This window comes from Variovorax davisae (assembly GCF_030316845.1).
Lineage (GTDB): Bacteria > Pseudomonadota > Gammaproteobacteria > Burkholderiales > Burkholderiaceae_C > Variovorax > Variovorax davisae.
The window spans coordinates 366,324-387,352 of record NZ_JASZYS010000001.1; the positions used below are offsets into that span (position 1 = coordinate 366,324).

Annotated in this window: 20 protein-coding genes; 10 read left to right on the top strand and 10 right to left on the bottom strand. The window is 68.0% G+C overall.

Translation table 11 applies throughout. The features are described 5' to 3' along the window. The first annotated feature begins 1 nt into the window (after position 1). Positions 2-640 carry a 3-oxoacid CoA-transferase subunit B gene (locus tag QTI33_RS01825; protein ID WP_286504046.1) on the top strand — a complete coding sequence of 213 codons (639 nt, stop codon included), beginning with the start codon at positions 2-4 and terminating at the stop codon, positions 638-640. Between the two features lie 13 nt (positions 641-653). On the opposite strand, the gene QTI33_RS01830 is transcribed toward QTI33_RS01825, so the two are convergent. Next, positions 654-2,264 (bottom strand): glucan biosynthesis protein G, encoded by a 1,611-nt coding sequence (locus QTI33_RS01830; RefSeq protein WP_286504047.1) that lies wholly within the window; start codon positions 2,262-2,264, stop codon positions 654-656. 167 nt (positions 2,265-2,431) lie between these two features. On the opposite strand from QTI33_RS01830, the gene bglX reads away from it, so the two are divergent. The 6 genes from bglX to QTI33_RS01860 all read left to right on the top strand — a co-directional run bounded on the left by bglX (position 2,432) and on the right by QTI33_RS01860 (position 8,709). After that, a complete protein-coding gene (gene bglX / locus QTI33_RS01835; protein WP_286504530.1) occupies positions 2,432-4,729 on the top strand; it encodes a beta-glucosidase BglX in 2,298 nt (765 codons plus the stop codon). A gap of 22 nt (positions 4,730-4,751) precedes the next feature. Continuing rightward, positions 4,752-6,131, top strand: a complete 1,380-nt coding sequence (locus QTI33_RS01840) for a CoA transferase (protein ID WP_286504048.1) — start codon at positions 4,752-4,754, stop codon at positions 6,129-6,131. A 78-nt stretch (positions 6,132-6,209) separates the two neighbouring features. Next, on the top strand, positions 6,210-6,440 hold the full coding sequence (locus QTI33_RS01845; RefSeq protein ID WP_286504049.1) for an AbrB/MazE/SpoVT family DNA-binding domain-containing protein: 231 nt from the start codon (positions 6,210-6,212) through the stop codon (positions 6,438-6,440). Then, positions 6,430-6,843, top strand: coding sequence for a PIN domain-containing protein (locus QTI33_RS01850; RefSeq protein ID WP_286504050.1), 414 nt, complete (start codon positions 6,430-6,432; stop codon positions 6,841-6,843). Before QTI33_RS01845 ends, QTI33_RS01850 begins: the two co-directional genes overlap by 11 nt. Positions 6,844-6,891: 48 nt before the next feature. Continuing rightward, positions 6,892-7,602, top strand: a complete 711-nt coding sequence (locus QTI33_RS01855) for a YebC/PmpR family DNA-binding transcriptional regulator (protein ID WP_286504051.1) — start codon at positions 6,892-6,894, stop codon at positions 7,600-7,602. Positions 7,603-7,734: 132 nt separating this feature from the next. After that, on the top strand, positions 7,735-8,709 hold the full coding sequence (locus QTI33_RS01860; RefSeq protein ID WP_286504052.1) for an ABC transporter substrate-binding protein: 975 nt from the start codon (positions 7,735-7,737) through the stop codon (positions 8,707-8,709). A gap of 102 nt (positions 8,710-8,811) precedes the next feature. On the opposite strand, the gene QTI33_RS01865 is transcribed toward QTI33_RS01860, so the two are convergent. Further along, positions 8,812-10,029, bottom strand: coding sequence for an FAD-dependent oxidoreductase (locus QTI33_RS01865; protein WP_286504053.1), 1,218 nt, complete (start codon positions 10,027-10,029; stop codon positions 8,812-8,814). Positions 10,030-10,171: 142 nt separating this feature from the next. Between QTI33_RS01865 and QTI33_RS01870 the strand changes: the two genes are divergently transcribed. Continuing rightward, entirely contained in the window at positions 10,172-11,695 is a 1,524-nt protein-coding gene (locus QTI33_RS01870) for a flavin-containing monooxygenase (protein ID WP_286504054.1), read from the top strand. Between the two features lie 4 nt (positions 11,696-11,699). Here QTI33_RS01870 and QTI33_RS01875 read toward each other — a convergent pair whose 3' ends face one another. The 7 genes from QTI33_RS01875 to metC are packed head-to-tail and all read right to left on the bottom strand — an operon-like array spanning position 11,700 to position 18,914. Further along, on the bottom strand, positions 11,700-13,862 hold the full coding sequence (locus QTI33_RS01875) for an acetate--CoA ligase family protein (protein WP_286504055.1): 2,163 nt from the start codon (positions 13,860-13,862) through the stop codon (positions 11,700-11,702). A 3-nt stretch (positions 13,863-13,865) separates the two neighbouring features. Beyond that, positions 13,866-14,648: a DUF169 domain-containing protein gene (locus QTI33_RS01880; protein WP_286504056.1), complete on the bottom strand. Its 783-nt coding sequence runs from the start codon at positions 14,646-14,648 to the stop codon at positions 13,866-13,868. Further along, positions 14,641-15,387 (bottom strand): amino acid ABC transporter ATP-binding protein, encoded by a 747-nt coding sequence (locus QTI33_RS01885; protein WP_286504057.1) that lies wholly within the window; start codon positions 15,385-15,387, stop codon positions 14,641-14,643. The genes QTI33_RS01880 and QTI33_RS01885 overlap by 8 nt, the downstream gene beginning before the upstream one ends. A gap of 18 nt (positions 15,388-15,405) precedes the next feature. Further along, a complete protein-coding gene (locus QTI33_RS01890; RefSeq protein ID WP_286504058.1) occupies positions 15,406-16,113 on the bottom strand; it encodes an amino acid ABC transporter permease in 708 nt (235 codons plus the stop codon). A 6-nt stretch (positions 16,114-16,119) separates the two neighbouring features. Next, on the bottom strand, positions 16,120-16,818 hold the full coding sequence (locus tag QTI33_RS01895) for an amino acid ABC transporter permease (protein WP_286504059.1): 699 nt from the start codon (positions 16,816-16,818) through the stop codon (positions 16,120-16,122). A gap of 26 nt (positions 16,819-16,844) precedes the next feature. Further along, positions 16,845-17,672, bottom strand: coding sequence for a transporter substrate-binding domain-containing protein (locus tag QTI33_RS01900; RefSeq protein ID WP_286504060.1), 828 nt, complete (start codon positions 17,670-17,672; stop codon positions 16,845-16,847). A 54-nt stretch (positions 17,673-17,726) separates the two neighbouring features. Further along, positions 17,727-18,914: a cystathionine beta-lyase gene (gene metC, locus QTI33_RS01905; protein ID WP_286504061.1), complete on the bottom strand. Its 1,188-nt coding sequence runs from the start codon at positions 18,912-18,914 to the stop codon at positions 17,727-17,729. 176 nt (positions 18,915-19,090) lie between these two features. On the opposite strand from metC, the gene QTI33_RS01910 reads away from it, so the two are divergent. Both QTI33_RS01910 and QTI33_RS01915 read left to right on the top strand, forming a co-directional pair. After that, positions 19,091-20,023, top strand: a complete 933-nt coding sequence (locus tag QTI33_RS01910; protein ID WP_286504062.1) for a LysR family transcriptional regulator — start codon at positions 19,091-19,093, stop codon at positions 20,021-20,023. 86 nt (positions 20,024-20,109) lie between these two features. Further along, complete coding sequence (locus tag QTI33_RS01915; RefSeq protein ID WP_286504063.1) at positions 20,110-20,517, top strand: GFA family protein; 408 nt, start codon at positions 20,110-20,112, stop codon at positions 20,515-20,517. Positions 20,518-20,591: 74 nt separating this feature from the next. Here the strand turns inward: QTI33_RS01915 and QTI33_RS01920 are convergent, their stop codons facing one another. Beyond that, on the bottom strand, positions 20,592-20,975 hold the full coding sequence (locus QTI33_RS01920; protein WP_286504064.1) for a nuclear transport factor 2 family protein: 384 nt from the start codon (positions 20,973-20,975) through the stop codon (positions 20,592-20,594). Positions 20,976-21,029 lie beyond the last annotated feature (54 nt).

Here is a 21,029-nt window from a genome sequence, read left to right on the forward strand (position 1 = left end):
CATGCCCTGGACCCAGGACCAGATGGCCGCACGCGCGGCCGAAGAACTCGAAGACGGCTTCTACGTCAACCTCGGCATCGGCATCCCGACCCTGGTCGCGAATTTCGTCGGCGACAAGGAAGTCTGGCTGCAGAGCGAGAACGGCATGCTCGGCATCGGCCCCTTCCCGACCGAGGACCAGGTCGACGCCGACCTGATCAACGCCGGCAAGCAGACTGTCACGACCTTGCCGGGTTCGGCCATCTTCGGCAGCCACGACAGCTTCGCGATGATCCGCGGCGGCAAGATCAACCTGTCGATCCTCGGCGCGATGCAGGTGAGCGAAAAGGGCGACCTCGCCAACTGGATGATCCCGGGCAAGATGGTCAAGGGCATGGGCGGCGCGATGGACCTGGTGGCCGGCGTCAAGCGCGTGATCATCCTGATGGAGCACGTCGCCCGCAAGAAGGACGGCACCGAGGACCTCAAGATCCTCGAGAAGTGCAGCCTGCCGCTGACCGGCGTCGGCGTGGTCGACCGCATCATCACCGACCTGGCCGTGATGGACGTCACGCCCGAAGGCCTGAAGGTGGTCGAACTCGCGCCTGGCGTGACATTCGACGCGCTGCAGGCCAAGACCGGCGCCAAGCTGCTGGCCTGAGGCCGCAAGCCGCTCAGGGCGTCGCCGCGGGCGGCGCAGCGGCCGGCACCGGCGGTGGATTCGGCGGCAGCTGGTAGCTCCATGTTTCGCTGATCGGCTGGTCGCCCTGCACCAGGGCGGCCCGCATCTCGACCGGCAAGGCCGGGTTCTTCACGCGCACCCGCAGCGCCACGCGCCAACCCTTGATCGCCGGGTTGCGTTCGATGCCGACGTCGATCAGCTCGGCGTTGTCGCCCACGCTGACCCGCGACTTGATCTCGGCACCGGCCGGCAGGCTGGCCAGCACCGGACCTTCGAAGTCGATCAGGAAGGCGCTGTTGCCGTCGAGCTTGCGGATCAGGTTGGCCTGCAGCTGCTCGCTGTCGGTGTGGAAGGTCTGGCGGACCCAGGCGTTGCCGGCATCGTGCAGCGCCGGCTCGTCGGTGGTCCAGTGCATGCGGTAGGCGAATTGCAGCATCTGGCCGCGCCGGGTGGGCGCCTCGGGGGTCCAGAAGGCGACGATGTTGTCGTTGGTCTCGTCCGGCGTCGGGATTTCCATCAGCGTGACGCGGCCCTTGCCCCACTGGCCCTGCGGCTCGATCCAGGCGCTCGGACGCAGGTCGTAGCGGTCCTTGAGGTCTTCGTAGCGCGAGAACTCGCGCCCGCGCTGCAGCAGGCCGAAGCCCTTCGGGTTCTCGACCTCGAAGGCGCTGATCGCGAGCTGGCGCGGGTTGTTGAGCGGCCGCCAGAGCCATTCGCCGCTGCCGGTGCGCAGCGCGAGGCCGTTCGAGTCGTGGATCGCGGGCCGGAAGCCGCGCTTGAGGTCCGACTGCTGGTTCGGGCCGTAGAGGAACATGCTGGTCAACGGCGCGATGCCCAGCGTCTGGATGTCGCCGCGCACGAAGATGTTGGCCTGCACGTCGACCACCGCGTCCTTGCCCGCGGGCGTGACGATGAACTGGTAGGCGCCGGTGGCGCGCGGCGAGTCGAGCAGCGCGTAGATCACCACCTGGCGGTCCTGCGGCGCCGGCCGCTGGATCCAGAACTCGCGGAAGTTCGGGAACTCCTCGCCGCCCGGCGGCGCGGTGTCGATCGCCAGCCCCCGGCTCGACAGCCCGTACACCTGGCCCTTGCCGACCACCCGGAAATAGCTGGCGCCGAGGAAGCTCACGATCTCGTCGAGCTTGTCGGGCTGGTTGATCGGGTAGAGCACCCGAAAGCCGGCGTAGCCCAGGGCCTGGGTCGCGCTGCGGTCGAAGGCCAGGCCGCCGAAGTCGAAGCGGTCGGGGTCGTACTTGATCTCCTGCACGCCATTGGCCGTGATCTCGTTGATCCGCACCGCCGAATTGAACTGCATGCCCTGGTGGTAGAAGTTCAGCCGGAACGGCGTGTCCAGGTCCTTCCATTCGAAGCGGTCGGCGCGCGGCTGCATCTTCTGGTAGTCGGCGAACTGCATGCCGCTGAAGGCCGGCGGCAGGTTGTTCACCGGCGCCACGTAGGGCTTGTTCATCAGGGCGCGCGCCTGGGCCGTGACGTCGTCGAGCGAGAAGGCCTGGGCCTGGCCGGCCCAGAGCAGCATGGCGGCGGAGGCCAGGGAGAGCAGCGCGAGCTTCGGTGCCTGGCGGGGTGCGGCTTTAACAATCATGGAAACCAACTTATGGAAACTTCCTGTCGCATCTCGGATCTGTCCGGGTCGACAAATATCGGCTTAGCTTAGCATCCAGGGCTAGAAGCCTGCCCGTTCGCAGAGGGACCGTGCGCGAGACGCATCGCCGCACGCGGCGATGAATCCATGAAAGAGACTGAATGAAGATGTCGTTTGTGCTGGCCCTGGCGGCCGGATTGGCCAGCCCGCTGGCCTTCGCCCAGGCGCAGCCCGCCGCACCGAAGAACAAGACGGCCCTGGTTGCCGACCTCATTTCAAGGATGACGCTCGACGAGAAGATAGGCCAGCTGCGCCTGATCAGCATCGGTCCCGAGATGCCGATCGCGCAGCTGGCCGACGAGATCGCGGCCGGCCGGGTCGGCGGCACCTTCAATTCGGTCAACCGCCCCGACAACCGGCGGCTGCAGGATGCAGCGATGAAGAGCCGGCTGAAGATCCCGATGTTCTACGCCTACGACGTGATCCACGGCCATCGCACCACCTTCCCGATCGGCCTCGGCCTGGCGTCCAGCTGGGACCTGGGCGCGGTCGACGTGATGGCGCGCACCGCCGCCCGCGAAGCCAGCGCCGACTCGATCGACATGACCTTCGCGCCGATGGTCGACATCGCGCGCGACCCGCGCTGGGGCCGCACCTCGGAGGGCTTCGGCGAGGACCCCTACCTGGTGTCCGAGATCGCCAAGGCGGCGGTCAAGGGCTTCCAGGGCGGCACGCTGCCGGTTCCCGGCGGCCACATCATGACGGCCGTGAAGCACTTCGCGCTGTACGGCGCGGTGGAAGGCGGGCGCGACTACAACACGGTCGACATGAGCCCGATGCGCATGTACCAGGACTACCTGCCGCCGTACCGCGCCGCGATCGATGCCGGCTCCGGCGGCGTGATGGTGGCGCTCAACTCGATCAACGGCGTGCCGGCCACTTCCAACACCTGGCTGATGCAGGACCTGCTGCGCAAGGACTGGGGCTTCAAGGGCGTGGCCGTGAGCGACCACGGCGCCATCATCGAGCTGATCCGCCATGGCGTGGCCAAGGACGAGCGCGAGGCGGCCAAGCTGGCGATCAACAACGGCATCGACCTCAGCATGGCCGATTCGGTCTACCTGAAGGAGCTGCCGGGCCTGGTCAAGTCCGGCGAGGTGAGCATGAAGGCCATCGACAACGCGGTGCGCGAGGTGCTGGGCGCCAAGTACGACATGGGCCTGTTCCGGGACCCGTACCTGCGCATCGGCGTGGCCAAGGACGACCCGCCGGACCTCAATGCCGACAGCCGCCTGAGCCGTCCGGCCGCGCGCGAGGTGGCGCGCAAGTCGATGGTGCTGCTCGAGAACCGCAACCGCACGCTGCCGCTGGCGCGCTCGGCCGCCATCGCGCTGGTCGGCCCGCTGGCCGACGCGCCGATCGACATGCTCGGCAGCTGGTCGGCGGCGGGCTACTCGAAGAACGCGGTCACCTTGCGCGCGGGCCTGAACGCCGCGGTGGCCAAGGACGGCAAGGGGCGCGTGATCTATGCGCGCGGCGCCAACATCACCAACGACGAGAGCATCGTCAAGTACCTCAACTTCCTCAACTGGGACACGCCCGAGGTGACGCAGGACCCGCGGGCGCCGGCCGAGATGATCGCCGAGGCGGTGAAGGCCGCGCAGCAGGCCGACGTGGTGGTGGCGGCGGTCGGCGAGGCGCGCGGCATGTCGCACGAGTCGTCGAGCCGCACCAGCCTGGACCTGCCGCAAAGCCAGCGCGACCTGATCACCGCGCTCAAGGCCACCGGCAAGCCGCTGGTGCTGGTGCTCATGAACGGCCGGCCGCTGGCGCTGGTGCGCGAACAGCAGGAGGCCGACGCGATCCTCGAGACCTGGTACACCGGCACCGAGGGCGGCAACGCGATCGCCGACGTGCTCTACGGCGACTACAACCCGGCGGGCAAGCTGCCGATCTCGTTCCCGCGCTCGGTCGGGCAGATCCCGACCTACTACAACCATCCGCGGCTGGGCCGCCCCTTCACGGAGGGCAAGCCGGGCAACTACACCTCGCAGTACTACGAGGAGGTGACCGGCCCGCTGTATCCCTTCGGCTATGGCCTGAGCTACACCGACTTCACGCTGTCGGACGTCACGCTGTCGAGCCCCACCATGGCGCGCAAGGGCAAGGTCGAAGCGACCGTGACCGTCAAGAACACGGGCCAGCGTGCGGGCGAGACCGTGGTGCAGCTCTATATCCAGGACGTGGCCGCGTCGGTGGTCCGTCCGGTCAAGGAGCTGAGGGATTTCCGCAAGCTCATGCTGCAGCCCGGCGAGGAGCGCCAAGTGCGCTTCACGGTCGACGAGGACAAGCTCAAGTTCTTCAACGCCCAGCTGCGCCGCGTGGCGGAGCCGGGCCGCTTCAACGTGCAGATCGGATTCGACTCGCAGAGCGTGCGCGAGCAGGGATTCGAACTGCTGCAGTGACAACCCGAGGAAAGGCCGCGCCATGAACGCCTTCGAAGCCCTGCGCAGCCTATGGCTGCAGGCCGGATTGCCCGAGGAGGCGCTGTCGCAGGCGCAGCTGTCGGGCGCCGATCCGGTGCTGCCTTCGTCCTTCGCGGTCGGCGCCGCGGCGCAGAGCAGCATCGCGGCGGCGGCGCTGGCGGCCTGCGAGCTCGGCCACCAGCGGGGTGCCGCACGCCAGGCGGTGAGCGTCGACATGCGGCATGCGGCGCTCGAATGCACCGGCTGGTTCAGCCTCGACGGCCGGGTGCCCGAGCTCTGGGATGCCTTCTCGGGCCTGTACCGCAGCGCGGATGGCTGGGTGCGCATCCATGCCAACTTCGCCCACCACCGCGAAGGCGCGCTGCGGCTGCTGGGCCTGGACCCGGAGCGCGCGCAGCGCGCCGATGCCGAAGCCGCGATGCGAGGCTGGAAGGCGGTCGATTTCGAGGACGCCGCGGCTGCGCAAGGCCTGGTCGCGACCGCGCTCAGGCGCTTCGAGGACTGGGATGCGACGCCGCAGGGCAGGGCGTTGGCCGGGCAGCCGCTGTTCACGATCGAACGCATCGGCGATGCATCGCCGCTGGCGCTGCCGCCACTGGCCGGCGACCAGCGCCCGCTCACCGGCGTGCGCGTTCTCGACCTGACGCGCATCCTGGCCGGCCCGGTGGGCGGGCGCGCGCTGGCGGCCTACGGCGCCGACGTGATGCTGGTCAACTCGCCGAAGCTGCCGAACATCGAGGCCATCGCCGACACCAGCCGCGGCAAGCTGTCGGCGCATGTCGACCTCGACACGGCTGAAGGCAAGGAGACGCTGGCGCGCCTGCTGGCCGACGCGCATGTGTTCGTTCAGGGCTATCGCCCCGGCGGACTCGCGGCACTGGGCTTCGGCCCGGAAGACACCTCGCGCATCCGGCCCGGCATCGTCCACGTCTCGCTCACGGCCTACGGCACGCGCGGACCCTGGGCGGGGCGCCGCGGCTTCGATTCGCTGGTGCAGACGGCGATGGGTTTCAATCACGCAGAGGGCGAGGCCGCCGGCGACGGCAAGCCCCGGCCGCTGCCGATGCAGATCCTCGACGAGGCCACCGGCTACCTGATCGCGATGGGCGCGGCGGCGGCGCTGTGGCGCCAGCAGCGCGAGGGCGGCAGCTGGCATGTGCAGGTGTCGCTGGCGCAGACCGGGCGCTGGCTGCGCGGGCTGGGGCGGGTCGAGGGCGGGCTCGGCGCGGCCGTGCCGGATCGGGCGCCCTACCTGGAGACCTCGGCCTCGGGTTTCGGCGCGCTGTGCGGGTTGAGGCACAGCGCGCAACTGGCGCGCACGCCGGCGGCGTGGACGCGGCCGTCGGTGCCGCCGGGGACGGATCCGGCGGTGTGGCCTTGAGGCGCAACCAGTCCCGTCCGCTTGACTTCAATACGACGCGGATCTACATTGGTACTTGTATATCCAAAGGGAGTGTCTATGCAAGTCTCGAAGTGGGGCAACAGTCTGGCCATTCGCTTGCCCGCAGCCTTGGTCAAGGAGTTGGAACTGGTGGATGGGGACGATGTGCAAGTGAGCGTGCGCGGTCCGCGCGAGCTGGTGCTGAGCAAGAAACCTGGAAAAGATCAGGTGCTTGCGGCACTGCGCGAGTTTCGCGGCCGATTGCCCGCTGATTTCTCATTCGACCGCGATCGCGCCAATGAGCGTTGAGCGGTTCGTCGACACCAACGTGGTCCTGTACCTGCTGTCGGAGGACGGCACGAAGGCGGATCGCGCCGAAGCGCTGCTGGCACAGGGGCCGGTTCTCAGCATCCAGGTCTTGAACGAGTTCACGAACGTAGCCCGACGCAAGCTGGGTATGTCATGGAGCGACATTGGCGACTTTTCGGAATTGCTGCGTGCACTGTGTCGCGTCGAACCGATCACAATCGCGACCCACGACCTCGGCCGCCAACTGGCCGAGCGATATCAACTCGCTGTCTACGACGCGATGATCGCGTCTTCCGCCTTGCTGGCTGGATGCGAGACGCTGTATTCGGAAGACATGCATGCCGGGCTTCGCATCGAGGGTCGCTTGACGATCGAGAATCCGTTCGACAGCCGGCCGCATTGATATCGAGCTCAGAGGTCGGCCACCAACAAACTCAAAGGAACACAACACATGGGCGCGCAATGGAAAGCCAAGCACAAGGACCTGGCGGCCAACGCCAAGGGCCGCCTGTTCGGCAAGCTCGCGAAAGAAATCATGATCGCCGCGCGCAGCGGGGCCGATCCGGGGTCGAACGCCCGGTTGCGGCTGGTGGTCGAGCAGGCGCGCAAGGTCTCGATGCCCAAGGACACGCTCGAGCGCGCCATCAAGAAGGGCGCCGGCCTGACCGGCGAGTCGGTGCATTTCGATCACGTGATCTACGAGGGCTTCGCGCCGCACCGGGTGCCGGTGATGGTCGAATGCCTGACCGACAACGTCAACCGCACCGCACCCGAGATGCGGGTGCTGTTCCGCAAGGGGCAGTTGGGTGCTTCGGGTTCGGTCGCATGGGACTTCGACCACCTCGGCATGATCGAAGCCGAGGCTCAGCAGGCCGGTGCCGACCCTGAGCTCGCGGCCATCGAGGCCGGGGCGCAGGACTTCGAGCCTGGCGAAGAGGGCGTCACGGTGTTCCTGACCAGCCCGGCGGACCTCGACCTGGTCAGCCGCGCGCTGCCGGCCCAGGGCTTCGTGGTGCTGTCGGCCAAGCTCGGCTACAAGGCCAAGAACCCGATCGATCCGGCCAGCCTGAGCGCCGAGCATCTCGAAGAGGTGGAGGCCTTCCTGGCCGCCATCGATGCCAACGACGACGTGCAGAACGTGTTCGTGGGCCTGGCGGGTTAGCACGACCTGCCGCCAGGCCTGCCGGGCGATCGCCCGGCTTGCTTGACCTTCCGGTGGCGGCGGCGTAGCGTCGCCATGTCCATTCCGGGCATTGCTGAACTCGGATGAGGTGATCGAATGATGGACCGGCGGATGTTCATCGGTGGCGTTGCGTTCGACGTCGTCGCCGTGCCGTTCGTGGCCGAGGCACAGCAGCCGCCCAAGGTCCATCGAATCGGCGTTCTCAGCCTCGCCACGTTCGACAACACCACGCTGGCGGCGGTGATCATCGAAGGCCTTGCCAGGCGCGGCCATGTGATCGGCCGCAACCTCGAGGTCGAGGAGCGCTTCGCCGACGGCAAGGTGGACCGGCTCCCGGCGCTTGCCGCCGATCTGGTGCGGCTCAGGGTCGACCTCATCGTCGCCGGCCACACCAGCGCCATTCGCGCGGCGCGCGACGTCACGGCGACGATCCCGATCGTCATGGCGTTCAGCGGCGACGACCCCGTCCAGAGCGGCTTCGTGGCCAGCCTCGCGCGCCCCGGCGGCAACGTCACCGGGGTCACGACCGTCGCGCGCGACCTGGTCCCGAAGACGATCGAGCTGCTCCGCGATGCCGTGTCGGGCCTCGTGCGGGTCGCGATCCTCACGAATCCGATCCGACCGGAACACCTGGCGTACGTCCGCATCGCCCACGCAGTGCGGCCGCCCGGCATGCAACTGCATGTGGTGGAGGCCGGGCGCCCGGACCAGTACGATGCGGCGTTCGCGGCGATGGCCCTGCAACGCGCCGAGGGGGTCCTCATCCTGGGCGACGTGATGTTCACGCGGGATGCAGGTCGGCTCGCCGAACTCGCACTGCGGCATCGGCTGCCATCCGTCTATCTGTACAAGCCGTTCGTGGTCGCGGGCGGACTGATGGCGTACGGGCCCGATCTCTATCAGATGCTCGATCTCGCCACGCAGTACGTCGACAAGATCATCAAGGGCGCGGATCCGGCCGAACTGCCGGTCCAGCAGCCGACGACCTTCAAGCTGGCGATCAACCTCAAGACTGCGAAGGCGCTCGGGCTGACGATCCCGCCGTCGTTGCGGCGGCGCGCGGATGCGGATGACGTGATCCAGTAGTGGGGCATGGCGCTGCGTTTCGCTGACTGCAGTCGGTCCACACGCAGCCGCCCATGGCAACAGTTCTCGGTGTTCAGTCTACGCCCGGCCTGCCCGATGGCTTCATGCGAGAGGCGCGGGCCGACTGGTGTCGGCAGGTGGGTACGCCGCCGTCTCGCCAGGAGCGGACCTCGCAGGCGCTGCCAGGCTGCGCTTCATCAGCCAAGGGACGCCGGGAATGCGCAGTCCCGTGGCGAACGCGACGTCCCGCCACATGCCTGCACCCTGCGCCTGGAAGCACGGGGTGAGCAGCCGACTCAAGGTCTGAAAACCCTGGGACCGCCGCAAGCGTCGGGCTGAGAACGCTTGCGTCGCTCCCGTCGCCCCGTGTCGCGCCACGGCATGGGCCAGCGCGAGGGCGTCTTCCACGGCCAGCGTCGTTCCCAGTCCGAGCTGAGGGCTCATGGCATGCGCCGCATCGCCGACCACGCACAGCGGGCCGGCGCCCATCGAGCGCGGCCAGGTGTGGCGATAGGTCGCGAACGCCAGGTCGTCGTGACGGCGAATCTGGCCCACCACGGGCTCGGACTCGGGCCAGAGCGACAGCACGTGCGCCCGCCACCCCGCCAGGTCCGCCGAGCGCCAGGCCGCGTAGCGGTCGCCGCGGATGCTCCAGAAGAAGGAAAGCCGGACGGCGCTGCCCGAAACCTCGGTCGGCAGAAGCCCCATCATTTCCGAGGTTCCCCGGAACCGCTGCAGAAGCACTTCGGCATCCTTCCAGGCGGGCACCCAGAACTGTCCCCACAGGGCGCCCCACCGGTAGGTCTTGGAAGGGCCGGCAAGGCCGGTACTCTCCCTCAAGCGCGAAGCGGCCCCATCCGCCATGGCGAACAGGTCGAAATCCGAAGCGCCGGTCTTCGTCGTCGCTCTCGCACGCCCATCCACCACATTCAAAGACTCGACATGCCGAGCCAGGGAGAAATGGACGCCGGCGGATTGGGCCGCCGCGTAGAGAACTCGGGCAAGCAGCGCCCGGCTGACGGCGCGAGCAGGGGCGTCCTCGTAGTCGATGTCGACCACGCGCCAACCGCGATGGCTGGTTCCGAGCAGCCGTGCGATGGGGACGCTGACCGCATCGAACTCGCGCCGCACGCCGAGTGCTTCGAGTGCGCGAAGTCCTTGGGGTTGGATGAGCAGCCCTGCGCCCAGGGGTTCGAGCGTCGGATGCTTCTCGAAAACCTCGACCCGATGGCCGAGCCTCGCCAGCGCGATGGAGGCCGCCAGGCCGGCGGGCCCGGCACCGGCGATTCCGATGTTCAGTTTTCTTTGCGGTGGCTGCATGCGACGGAGATGCGTGCACCAGCATATCAGCTGAAGATGCGTGCCGGGCGTTGGATTCTGCGCGCTTGGAGCGGGAGAATCGACCCCGCATCGGGCATCGTCCCCAGCAGCGACGATCCCGGCGAAGATGGAGGTTCCAACGATGCCAAGCGTCGCAATCATCGGGGCCGGGCCGGGCGGCCTGGTCGCCGCCCGCTATCTGCAATCGGAAGGCTTCGAGCCCGTGCTGTTCGAGCAGGCGCCATGGCCCGGCGGCCAATGGAGCGGCGACGCGATCTGCAGCGGCGTATGGCCATCGATGCGCACCAACACCAGCCGCGTCCTGACCCAGTTCAGCGACCTGCCGCACGCGCCGGGCCTCGCGGTGTATCCGTCCAATCGCGAGATCGGCGACTACCTGCAGCGCTATGCGGACCGGTTCCGTCTCTCGGGCCGCATACGTGTGGGTACCAAGGTGCACGAGGTCGCCGCCGTGTCCGGCGGTTGGGCCGTGCGCCATGGTGCGCACGGCGAAGAGATCTTCGAAAAAGTCGTGGTCGCCTGCGGCCGCTTCCAGCACGGGCGCATACCCGAGGTGCCGGGGCTGGCGTCATTTTCCGGCAGCGAGGGCGTCGCGCATACCAGTGCCTACAAGCATCCGGAGCGATACCGCGGCAAGCGCGTGCTGGTCGCCGGCTGCGCCATCAGCGCCCTCGAGATCGCCAGCGATCTCTGCATGCTCGGCGCGGCCAGGGTGGACCTGTGCCATCGCCGGCAGCGCTATGTGCTGCCGAAGCTCGTGGCGGGCGTGCCCTCGGACCATCGGGTGTTCACGCGCTACCAGGCGCTGGCGGAAGAGTCGCTGCCGCGCAGCGAATTCGGTGCCCTGCTCAAGGAGCTGGTGGTGGCGTGGGGCGGCAGTCCGGAACAGTTCGGCGCGCCGAAGCCGGCCGACAGCATCCTTGATGCGGGCCTGACATTGAGCCAGCATTTCCTGCCGCTGGTCGCCGAGGGCCGGATCGAGGTGCGCCCCTGGTTCGACCGGGTCGAAGGCACGCGGGTCTGCTTCAGCGACGGGTCCGCGCAGACCTACGACGGCATCCTCTTCGGGACCGGCTTCGAGCTGAGGATGCCCTTCCTGGGCGCGCCGATCCGCCGCATGCTGGGCATGGACGCCCAACGGCTCGATCTCTTCCGCCACACCTTCCATCCGCAGCTGCCCGGACTGGCGTTCGTCGGCATGTGGGACCAGTCGGGCCCGATGTTTCCGCCGGTCGAGCTGCAGGCCCGGTGGATCGCCTATGCGTGGGGCGGCGCCATCGCCGCGCCGACGCTCGAAGAGATGCACGCGGGTGTTGCGGAGTGCCGCGCACTGGGCCTGCCGCAGAAGACCAAGATGAACCTGATGGCCTTGCTGTTCGCGCGCGCCGCGGGCGTGGAGCCCGATCCGCAGCGCTGGCCCCAGCTCCGGCGTGCCCTGTTGTTCGGGCCGCTGGCGCCGGTGTCGTTCCGCCTCGAAGGTCGCGATGCGCTGCCGGATGCAGCCGACCGGTTCGCCGACGAGGCCAAGGCCTTCGGCTGCATGCGGTCTTCGCAGTTCGAGCAGGCCGAACTGCAGCAGCTGCGGCGACTGGCCGGCGTCGCGCAGTCTCCGCAGGCGGTGGCTTGGGCGGCCGCGCCGGCGTAGGCGGTCAGGCCGGAGAACCGACGGCCAGATCGGGCTGCGCGCACCAGCGCAGGCGGGCGTCGAGCGCCACCGCGCGATCCCCCCGCACGGCCAGCGGGTTGATGTCCATCTCCGGCATGCGCGCGCCCAGCTGGGCCGCCAGCAGCGAGATGCGGTGCCCGATCCGGACCAGCTTGTCCAGGTCCGCCGGCGCGCGGCCCCGGTAGCCGTCGAGCAGCGGGAAGCAGCGCAGTCCGCGGATCGCGCGCTCGATGGCCCGCGGGCTGGCCGGCGCGGGCAGAAGCTGCGTGTCCTTCATCAGTTCCACCAGCGTGCCGCCGGCACCGATCAGCAGGAAAGGGCCGAACTCGGCGTCGTACAAGGTGCCGATCATGAGCTCGGCCTCGGCCTGGACCATGGGCTGGACCAGGCAACCTCGGAAGATCGCGCCGGGCAGCCCCTCGGCGGCGCGCCGGATGCGCCCGAAGGCGGCGCGCACGGCGTCGGCATCGCGCAGGTCGAGCTGCACGCCGCCCATGTCGCTCTTGTGCGTCACGCCGTCGGCCACGATCTTGAGCACCACGGGGTAGCCCAGCGCGCCGGCCACGCTCACGGCGGCATCGGCATCGACCGCCAGTTCGCCCGCCGCCACGTCGATGCCCGCCAGCGCCAGCAGGCCCTTGCTGGTGTCTTCGTCCTGCATGCCTTCCGGCAGCGCCTGCGTGAAGGCTTGCAGTTGCGCCGACAACGCGGGAGTCGCATCCACCGGGTCGGGGCCGTCGTGGCTGCGCAGCCATTCAAGGTCGCGCAGCGTCAGGAAGGCTTCGTGCTGGCTCGGGAAGAAGGGCGCGCCCAGTCCGAGCAGCGCCTGGCGCATGTGCTCGGTGATGCCGCTGGCGCAGTTCGCCAGGAGCGCCGGCTTGCCGTACTTGCGGCCCAGTTCGGTGAACCGCCTTGCGATGTCGTCCATGCCGCCCTGGGGCGTCATCAAGTACACGCAGGCGCCGACGGAGGGGTCGGCGAAGATGGGCTCCATCGAACCGGTCAGCAGGTCGGGCCGGCCCTTGCCGGGGCCGGACGCCGCCGCACCCAGGTCATAGGGCAACTGCTGGTTGCTTGCGGTGAAGAAGGGCGCCAGCGCGGCGCGGGTGGCCGCGCTCAGCTCACCGGGGACCAGGCCATGGTCCGAGAGCGCGTCGCTGCCCAAGGCGCCTTGTCCGCCCGAGCCGCTGAACAGCGCCACGCCGGGAGCAGGCGGCAGCGGGAAGGCCTGCAGCGCTTGCGCGGTCAACAGCATCTGCAGCGCGTCGGTCTGCACCACGATGCCTTCGTTGCGGCAGCGCGCCAGGAAGGTGTCGTAGGTGCCGGCCATGCTGGCGGTGTGCGAAGCCACCGCCTTCTGGCCGTGCGGCGTGCGGCCGGCCTTGGTGATCAGCACCGGCTTGCCCGCCGCCCGTGCACGGCGCGCAATGGCGAGCATGCGCTCCACCGAGCGGGCGCTTTCCATGTAGAGGCAGATGACATCGGTCGCCGGGTCGTCCACCAGATAGTCGAAGAAATCGCAGATCTCCAGATCGGCCTGGTTGCCCAGCGACACGCAGCTGCTGAAGCCCGCGCCCACGAAGCCGGCGCGGGCGATCATCGCGCCCACCACCGCACCGCTCTGGCTCACCACGCCGATGCGGCCGCGCGGGATCTCGCTGAAATACTCCACCAGTGCGGTGGAGTTGAGCAGCGCCACGTTCTCGTTGGCGTTGAGCACGCCCATGCAGTTGGGGCCGATCATGGCAATGCCGGCCTGCCTGGCCACTGCCAGCACGCGCGCCTGCTTGGCCGCGCCTTCGGCGCCCGACTCGGCGAACTGCGAAGTCACCACCATCGCGGCGCGCACGCCGGCCGCCGCACACTCGCGCATGGCCTGCTCCACGCCATCCACGCCGATGGAGATCACGGCCAGGTCGATGGGCTGCCCGATCTCGCCCACGCTTCGGTAAGCGCGCAGGCCCTGGATGGTGTCGGCCTTCGGGTTGACGGGATAGACCGCGCCCGGGTAGTTGAACTTGCGCAGCACATGCAGCAGCACGCCGCCCCACTTGACGATGTCGTCCGATGCACCGATGAAGGCGATGGAGCGCGGATGGAGGATGGCGCGGATGCCCGCGCGGGTCTGTTCGGTAGGGAGGGTCATGGATTACTTCTTGCCGTAGCTCACCGACATGCCGGCACGCACGTCCGATTGCACTTCATACGGTGGGATGGGGTAGCGCAGGCCGTTGCGCGCCAGGGCGGCCAGCCCTTCCAGCGCCTTGGCCAGGTCCGCCGGCTTGAGGGCCATCAACATCTCGTCGTCGGGCACGCCGCCGTAGCGCCGTTCCGGAAAGCAGGGCAGCGACAGGCTGGGCTCGCCGGTGGCCAGTGCGCGGCCCCAGGAGTCGGCGCAGGCCGACTCGCCGACCGCGCCCCATTCCAGCTTGCGGTAGCCCGACCATTGCAGGCCGTTGATGAGCAGGATCATCTGCGCGGGGTTGGCGTACACCAGGCAGATGTCGGGATCGAGCCGCCCGCTGGCCAGCGGCGAAACCGCCATCGCCTGATAGCGCCCATACGGCACGCAATGCATGGCACGCTGGTGCGCGGCGGCGTCGGTTTCGGTGGCGAACCACACGCCCGCGAAGGGCTTGCCGGCCTGCCATTCCTCGGTCTGCGGCGCCAGGCCGATCACGGTGGCGCACTGCGGCCCCACCAGGTCGGCCGCGGTGATGCCCACGGTGAAGCCCAGCCGCGCGGCCTGGCCGACGATCTGGTCGGTGGTGTAGATGGCGCCGTTGGGGCGGCGGATCTTGGGCACGGCCTCCATGTCTTCCACCCGCTCGAACATCTGGATGCCCACGGGCGTGGTCTTCAGGCGCAGCAGGCGAAAGAGCTGGTCGGTGAGGGCGGAACCGTCGGTCGTGGGTGGCGTGGTTTCAGGCATGGCGGACTTCCGAAAGAAAAGCCTTGGCGCGCGGGCTGCGCGTGGCGGTGAAGAATGGCTCGGGCGGGGCGTCCTCGATGATCTGGCCGTCGGCCATGAAGACGATGCGATCGGCCACCTCGCGCGCGAAGCCCATCTCGTGCGTCACGCACAGCATGGTCATGCCCTCGCCGGCGAGCTGGCGCATGACGGCCAGCACCTCGCCCACCATCTCGGGGTCGAGCGCGCTGGTGGGTTCGTCGAACAGGATGATCGGCGGCTGCATGGCCAGGGTGCGCGCGATGGCCACGCGCTGCTGCTGGCCGCCCGAGAGCTGGTTGGGCGACGCATCGGCCTTGGACGCCAGCCCCACCCGCGTGAGCAGCGCCATGGCGCGCTCCCGGGCTTCCTTGTCGGACAGCTTGAGCAGCTGGCGCGGTGCCAGGCAGACGTTGTCCATCACCGTCAGGTGCGGGAACAGGTTGAAGCTCTGGAACACGAAGCCCACGCGCTGGCGCATCGCATTCACTTCCCTGGCCGAGTGGCCGGGCTCGCGGCCTTCGACCAGGATGCGGCCGGCATCGATGGTTTCCAGCCGCGTGATGGTGCGCAGCAAGGTCGACTTGCCCGAGCCCGAGGGGCCGCAGATCACCACCACCTCGCCCTGGTGGAAGTCGATGGAGATGTTCTTCAGGACCGGGTTGTCGCCAAAGCGTTTGCTGACGCCCTGGAACTCGATGGATTTGGGTTTTTCTGTCATCTTCGGCTCGTCGATGGGTCAGGCCTGGGCGGCGGGAGCGGAGGCGCTGCGGGACGGGCCGGCGAAGCGGCGTTCCAGGTGGCGGCCCAGCAGGGTGAGCGGATAGCACAGCACGAAGTACGAGATACCCAGCAGCGTGAAGATCGGGATGGCCTTATCGCCCAGGGTGTCGTTGAGCCCCATGAACTCCAGCGTCATCTCGTGCAGGCCGATGACCGAGCCGAGCGCCGTTTCCTTGATCAGCAGCACGAACTGGCTGACGATGCTGGGCAGCATGTTGCGCAGCGCCTGCGGCAGGATCACGTGCCGCATCGCCCGGCCATGCGGCAGGCCCAGCGAACGCGCGGCCTCGTACTGGCCCTTGGGCAGCGCCTCGATGCCGGCGCGGATGGTCTGCGACAGGTAGGCGCCGTTGAACAGCGTCATCACCACCAGCACCACCAGCCACAGCGGCGCGCCCTTGACCACCAGCGGCAGCAGGAAGTAGACCCACAGCAGGTGCACGATCAGCGGCACGCTGCGCATGTAGAACACGAAGAGGCTCACCGCCTGCGCCAGCGGCCGCCAGGGGCTGATGAGTCCCAGGCACACCGCCAGCCCCGCCGGCATCGCCAGCACCAGGCCCACGAGGGCCAGCATCAGCGTCATGGCCAGGCCGCCCAGCGGGCCGTCGGGGTAGTAGCCGATCAGCAGCTGCACCCAATAGGTTTCGAGAATCTCCCACATCGCTTCTTACCTCGCGGGATAACGGTGCTGATACCACTTGCCGAGCGCGGTGAGCACGATGGCGATCAGCAGGAAGAAGACCGTGGTGAAGGCATACACGCCCACGCTCAGGAAGGAGGCGTCGTTCACCGCGCGGGTGACGAAAGCCAGCTCGCCCACGCCCACCATCAATGCCACGGTGGTGTTCTTGGTGATGTTCATGGCCTGGCCCAGCAGCGGCGGCACGGTGGCGCGCAGCGCCTGCGGCAGGACGACCAGGCGAAAGGTGTCGAAGAAACCGAAGCCGAGCGAATTGGCTGCCTCGGCCTGCCCGTGCGGGATGCCGCGGATGCCGCTGCGGATGTCCTCGGAGATGAAGGCCGCCGAGTACAGGGTCAGCGCCGCCAGCGAGGCGTAGAAGCCCACGTCGTGCTTGTACAGCGCGCGCTTGAGCTCGTCGGGCAGCATCTCCGGCACGGCGAAGTACCAGAACATCACGTGCGCCAGCAGCGGAATGGTCCGCACCAGCTCGACGTAGGCGGTGGCCGGCAGCCGGATCCAGCGCGAGGACGCCAGCCGGCCGAAGGCCACCACCATGCCCAGCATCAGTCCGCCTGCGATGGCCCCGGCGGTGAGGGCCAGCGTGTACCGGATGCCCTTGAGCAGCATGCTGCGGTATTCGGGCCGGAGCATGACGCCCCAGTCGATGGATGCCAAGGCGTCCACGGGTTCGGTCTTCCTTCAGCGCCGGATCAGGGCTGCATGTAGGGCGCGAAGGTGAAGCTGCGCTTCATCTTGAGCTCGGAATCCTTGCCGAACCACTGGTCGAAGATCTGCGTGGCCTTGCCGCTTTTTTCCAGGTCGGCGAGCGTGTCGTTGACCGCCGCGACCATGCGCGGCTCGCCCTTGCGCACGCCGATGCCGATCTGCTGGGTGTCCACCGGCTGGTCGAGGATGCGCCACTTGGCCTGCTGGCCGCCGATCAGGCCGATGAGCGTGGTCTCGTCACCCACCATCGACTCCACCTTGCCCTGCTCCAGCGCCAGGTAGGCGTTGGCCGGCGAGGGGAAGACCTTCAGGTCGGCGCCGGTGATGACCTTGGGCACCTTCACTTCGTGGTTGGAGCCGCTGATGCCCGCGAGGCGCTTGTCGCCCAGGTCGGCGAAGCTCTTGATGGACGAGGAGGCCGGCACCATCACCTTCACCTGGCTGGCGAAATAGTTGTTGCTGAAGTCGACCAGCTGGGCGCGTTCCGGCGTGTGGGTCAGGTTGGCCAGCGCGATGTCGGTGCGGCCCGACTGCAGGTCGGTGACGCGGGTGGCGCCGGTGATGAAGACCAACTCGGGCTTGACGCCGATCTTGGCGGCGACGGCCTCGCAGATGTCGACGTCGTAGCCGACGAACTTGCGCGTCTTGGGGTCCTGCACGAAGGAGAAGGGCTTGTACTGCGAACCGACGCCGCACTTGAGCGAACCGGCCGCCTTGATGCTGTCGAGCTGGTCCGCGAGCGCGGCGCTGCCTGCGAAGCCGAGCAGCGCGGCGGCCGCGCCCATGGAGATCGCGTGGATCAATGTTTTCATCTGTTGTCTCGAGAGTTGTTGTTGAAGAAATCGTGCGTGCGCGCTGTCGGTGCGTCAGCCGGGGTGGTCTGACAGGCGCCGCAGGCCGGCGGCGAGGTCAGCGATCAGGTCTTCGGGATGCTCCAGCCCCACGTGGATCCGCAGGCCCACGTCGTCCGCGGCGATCGGGCCGCTCAAGCGATGGCTGCCCGGCTTGACCGGGATCACCAGGCTCTCGAAGCCGCCCCAGCTGAAGCCCATCTTGAACAGCTGCATGCCGTCGAGCATGGCGATCACGGCGGCCTCGGGGGCGGGCCGCAGCACGACGCCGAACAGGCCGCTGGCACCATGGAAGTCGCGCTTCCAGAGCGCGTGGCCCGGCGCGCCCGGCAGTGCGGGATACAGCACCTCGCGCACCTGGGGCTGCTCGCGCAGCCATCGGGCCACTTGCAGTGCGCTCTCCTGGTGCTGCCGCAGCCGCACGGCCAGGGTGCGCAGGCCGCGCAGGCCCAGGAAGGCGTCGTCGGGGGAGACCGTCAGGCCCAGCGCGCCGTGGAATGCGCGCACGTCCAGGTAGAGCTCGCGCGTGCGTGCCACGATCACGCCCAGCAGCGCGTCCGAATGGCCCACCACGTACTTGGTCAGCGAATGGATGGACAGGTCCACCCCGTGCTGCAGCGCCGGGAAGAGCAGGGCGGTGCCCCAGGTGTTGTCCATCAGCACGCGGGCACCGGCCGCATGGGCCGCTGCGCAGATGGCGGGGATGTCCTGCACCTCGAAGGTGCCGGAGCCGGGCGATTCGGTGTAGACGACCGTGGTGTTCGGCTGGATCAGTTCGGCGATGCCGGCGCCGACCAGCGGCGGGTAGTACGTGGTGGCTACGTTCATCTTCTTGAGCACCGTCGCGCAGAAGTTGCGCACCGGCGGATAGACGCTGTCCACCATCAGGATGTGGTCGCCGGGCTTCACGCTGGCCAGCAGGGCGGTGGTGACGGCCGACAGGCCCGATGGCGTGAGCATCGCGTTGGCGCCGCCTTCGAGCTGCGCCAGCGCCGATTCCAGCGCGCGGCCCGTGGGCGTCCCCCAGCGGCCGTAGGCGCGGTGCCCGCTGCTGTTCTTGAGCTGCTCCACCTTGTCGAACAGCACCGTCGAGCCGCGGTAGGGCGGAATGTTCACCAGGCCGTTGGACAGCTTGGCATCGCGGCCCACGTGGGTCACTCGGGTCTCGGGATGCAGAAGGGTGGCTGCGGAAGCTTCGCTCATCAATCGCTTTCTCGTGAGGGGGCAGCCGGGGAGCTGCATCGCTGGGGACGCCGTGCATCGGGAGGGGATGCGACAGCGGCCTGGCAGCGCGACTCGGGGCAGTATATTGATGCATCGAACGAGCGCAACAGCGAAAAATTCAAATCATTATTTCTTTGATGCAACAATAATAGATGATGGATACGGACAGCCTGGCCTTGATCTCGGTGTTTGTGCGGGTGGCGCGCTGCATGAGCTTTTCCGGCGCGGCGGCCGAGCTGCACATCTCCACCGGCACCGTGAGCCGGCAGATCGCCCGGCTGGAAAAGAAGATGGGCGTGCAACTGCTGGAGCGCAGCACCCGCCGGGTGGCGCTGACCGAGATCGGCAAGACCTTCTACGACTCGACCAGCCACATCCTGCTGCTGGCGGAGGAGTCGATGTCGCGCGTGCAGGATCTGCAGGTCGAGCCTCGCGGCACGCTGCGCCTGACGGCACCGATGCTGTTCAGCATCAAGCACCTGGGGCCGCTGATCTCGCGCTTTACCGAGCGCTACCCGCATGTCGAGGTGCAGCTCAAGATATCCGACCAGCTCGAAAGCCTGTCCGGGGGCGACTTCGACATCGCGGTGCGCATCACCAATCACCTGGACGACGGCGTGATCGCCAAGCGCCTGACCAGCGTCCACTGGGCGGTGTGCGCCAGCCCCGGCTACCTGGCCCAGCACGGCACGCCGACCACCCCCGCCGAACTGGCGGAGCACCAGTGCTACCACTACCCGAGCGTCATCAAGCACGGCCGCTGGAGCTTCACGCGGGGCGAGTCCCAGCACAACGTGCCGACCCATGCGCGCTTTCACGTCAACAGCAGCCAGATCATCGCCGACCACGCCCTGGCCGGCCTGGGCATTGCCTTGCTGCCGACCTACCTGGTCGGCGAGCACCTGCAGTCCGGCCGGCTCGTCCCGCTGCTCGCGGGCTACCATCCCACCGTCGACAGCGCGCTGTATGCCTTGTACCTGCCCAACCGCTACATGACGGCCAAGGTGCACTGCTTCCTGGAAATGCTCCAGGCGGCCTTCAGCGACCCGCCGTACTGGGATGCGCCGTTCCAGAAGAGCAGGGCTTAGAGGGACACGTCCTTGGGTTCGTTGTTCAGCACGCAGGCGAAGCGGCCCGAAGGCTCGGCGGGGACAGTCACATCAGGAGAACTCGGATGAAAGTGGACGGCCAATGCCATTGCGGCGCGATTGCATTCGAAGCGGAAGTTCAGGAAGGAAGCATGACAGTCTGCCACTGCACTGACTGTCAAACTCACTCGGGTTCCGCCTTTCGCGCCAACATCTCCGCACCCGCGGCCGGCTTCCGTCTGGTGAAGGGCGCTCCTCGCACCTATGTCAAGACCGCTGCCAGTGGTGCAAGGAGGGTTCTCGCATTCTGCGAAAACTGCGGCACCCCGCTGTATGCATGCGCAGTCGAAGCGCCGACAGCCTATTCGTTGCGAATCGGGACGCTCAAACAGCGGCATGAATTGGGCACGCCGAAGAGGCAGATATGGGTGCAACGACGCCTTCCGTGGGTGACGCTTGCGGAAAGCGCAGAGACTTTCCTTGGCCAGCCGTGATGGGAGGCGTCATGGCATTCGACGGATGGCGGTCGCTCCGTGCGTTTGGCAGATGACGGGCCTGAAGGTGAACGCTATGCCGCCGGAAGCGCGGGGCGGTTCTTGCGGTACGAGTTCTTGACGGCAATCTTTCCTTCCCGGAAAGTGAACACGTCGCATCCGTGGACCTCGACGCGCGAGCCGTCGGCCCGCGTCCCGGCGAATGTCCATTCGGACACCCCACGGTCGCCGCAAACGAAGTGACGAGGGTCCAGCCACCGCGCGTCGGGAAATGTCTTCCAAACGTCGGAAAATGCGGCCCGGACAGCCTCTGTGCCGATGTGCGAGGTTCCGCAGATGTCGGGGCCGGCGGACGCTTCAAACACACAGTCGTCCGTCATGAAGCTCATGAGGGCTTCGGCATCGTGGCTGTTCCAGGCATCGGCGAAGGCCTGCAGGGTTGCAACGCTGACATTCATGTTTCACCTCCAGTTTGGCGTGACTTGCGAATTGTTGCTCAGGTTAGCCGACTC

Bases quoted from the DNA above. Each gene is read 5' to 3' on its own strand.
- QTI33_RS01900 (WP_286504060.1), bottom strand. From the start codon at position 17,672: ATGAAAACATTGATCCACGCGATCTCCATGGGCGCGGCCGCCGCGCTG.
- QTI33_RS01910 (WP_286504062.1), top strand. From the start codon at position 19,091: ATGGATACGGACAGCCTGGCCTTGATCTCGGTGTTTGTGCGGGTGGCG.
- QTI33_RS01890 (WP_286504058.1), bottom strand. From the start codon at position 16,113: ATGTGGGAGATTCTCGAAACCTATTGGGTGCAGCTGCTGATCGGCTAC.
- QTI33_RS01880 (WP_286504056.1), bottom strand. From the start codon at position 14,648: ATGCCTGAAACCACGCCACCCACGACCGACGGTTCCGCCCTCACCGAC.
- QTI33_RS01855 (WP_286504051.1), top strand. From the start codon at position 6,892: ATGGGCGCGCAATGGAAAGCCAAGCACAAGGACCTGGCGGCCAACGCC.
- QTI33_RS01875 (WP_286504055.1), bottom strand. From the start codon at position 13,862: ATGACCCTCCCTACCGAACAGACCCGCGCGGGCATCCGCGCCATCCTC.
- metC (WP_286504061.1), bottom strand. From the start codon at position 18,914: ATGAGCGAAGCTTCCGCAGCCACCCTTCTGCATCCCGAGACCCGAGTG.
- QTI33_RS01870 (WP_286504054.1), top strand. From the start codon at position 10,172: ATGCCAAGCGTCGCAATCATCGGGGCCGGGCCGGGCGGCCTGGTCGCC.
- QTI33_RS01920 (WP_286504064.1), bottom strand. From the start codon at position 20,975: ATGAATGTCAGCGTTGCAACCCTGCAGGCCTTCGCCGATGCCTGGAAC.
- QTI33_RS01860 (WP_286504052.1), top strand. From the start codon at position 7,735: ATGTTCATCGGTGGCGTTGCGTTCGACGTCGTCGCCGTGCCGTTCGTG.
- QTI33_RS01865 (WP_286504053.1), bottom strand. From the start codon at position 10,029: ATGCAGCCACCGCAAAGAAAACTGAACATCGGAATCGCCGGTGCCGGG.
- QTI33_RS01840 (WP_286504048.1), top strand. From the start codon at position 4,752: ATGAACGCCTTCGAAGCCCTGCGCAGCCTATGGCTGCAGGCCGGATTG.
- QTI33_RS01845 (WP_286504049.1), top strand. From the start codon at position 6,210: ATGCAAGTCTCGAAGTGGGGCAACAGTCTGGCCATTCGCTTGCCCGCA.
- QTI33_RS01825 (WP_286504046.1), top strand. From the start codon at position 2: ATGCCCTGGACCCAGGACCAGATGGCCGCACGCGCGGCCGAAGAACTC.
- QTI33_RS01830 (WP_286504047.1), bottom strand. From the start codon at position 2,264: ATGATTGTTAAAGCCGCACCCCGCCAGGCACCGAAGCTCGCGCTGCTC.
- QTI33_RS01915 (WP_286504063.1), top strand. From the start codon at position 20,110: ATGAAAGTGGACGGCCAATGCCATTGCGGCGCGATTGCATTCGAAGCG.
- bglX (WP_286504530.1), top strand. From the start codon at position 2,432: ATGTCGTTTGTGCTGGCCCTGGCGGCCGGATTGGCCAGCCCGCTGGCC.
- QTI33_RS01850 (WP_286504050.1), top strand. From the start codon at position 6,430: ATGAGCGTTGAGCGGTTCGTCGACACCAACGTGGTCCTGTACCTGCTG.
- QTI33_RS01885 (WP_286504057.1), bottom strand. From the start codon at position 15,387: ATGACAGAAAAACCCAAATCCATCGAGTTCCAGGGCGTCAGCAAACGC.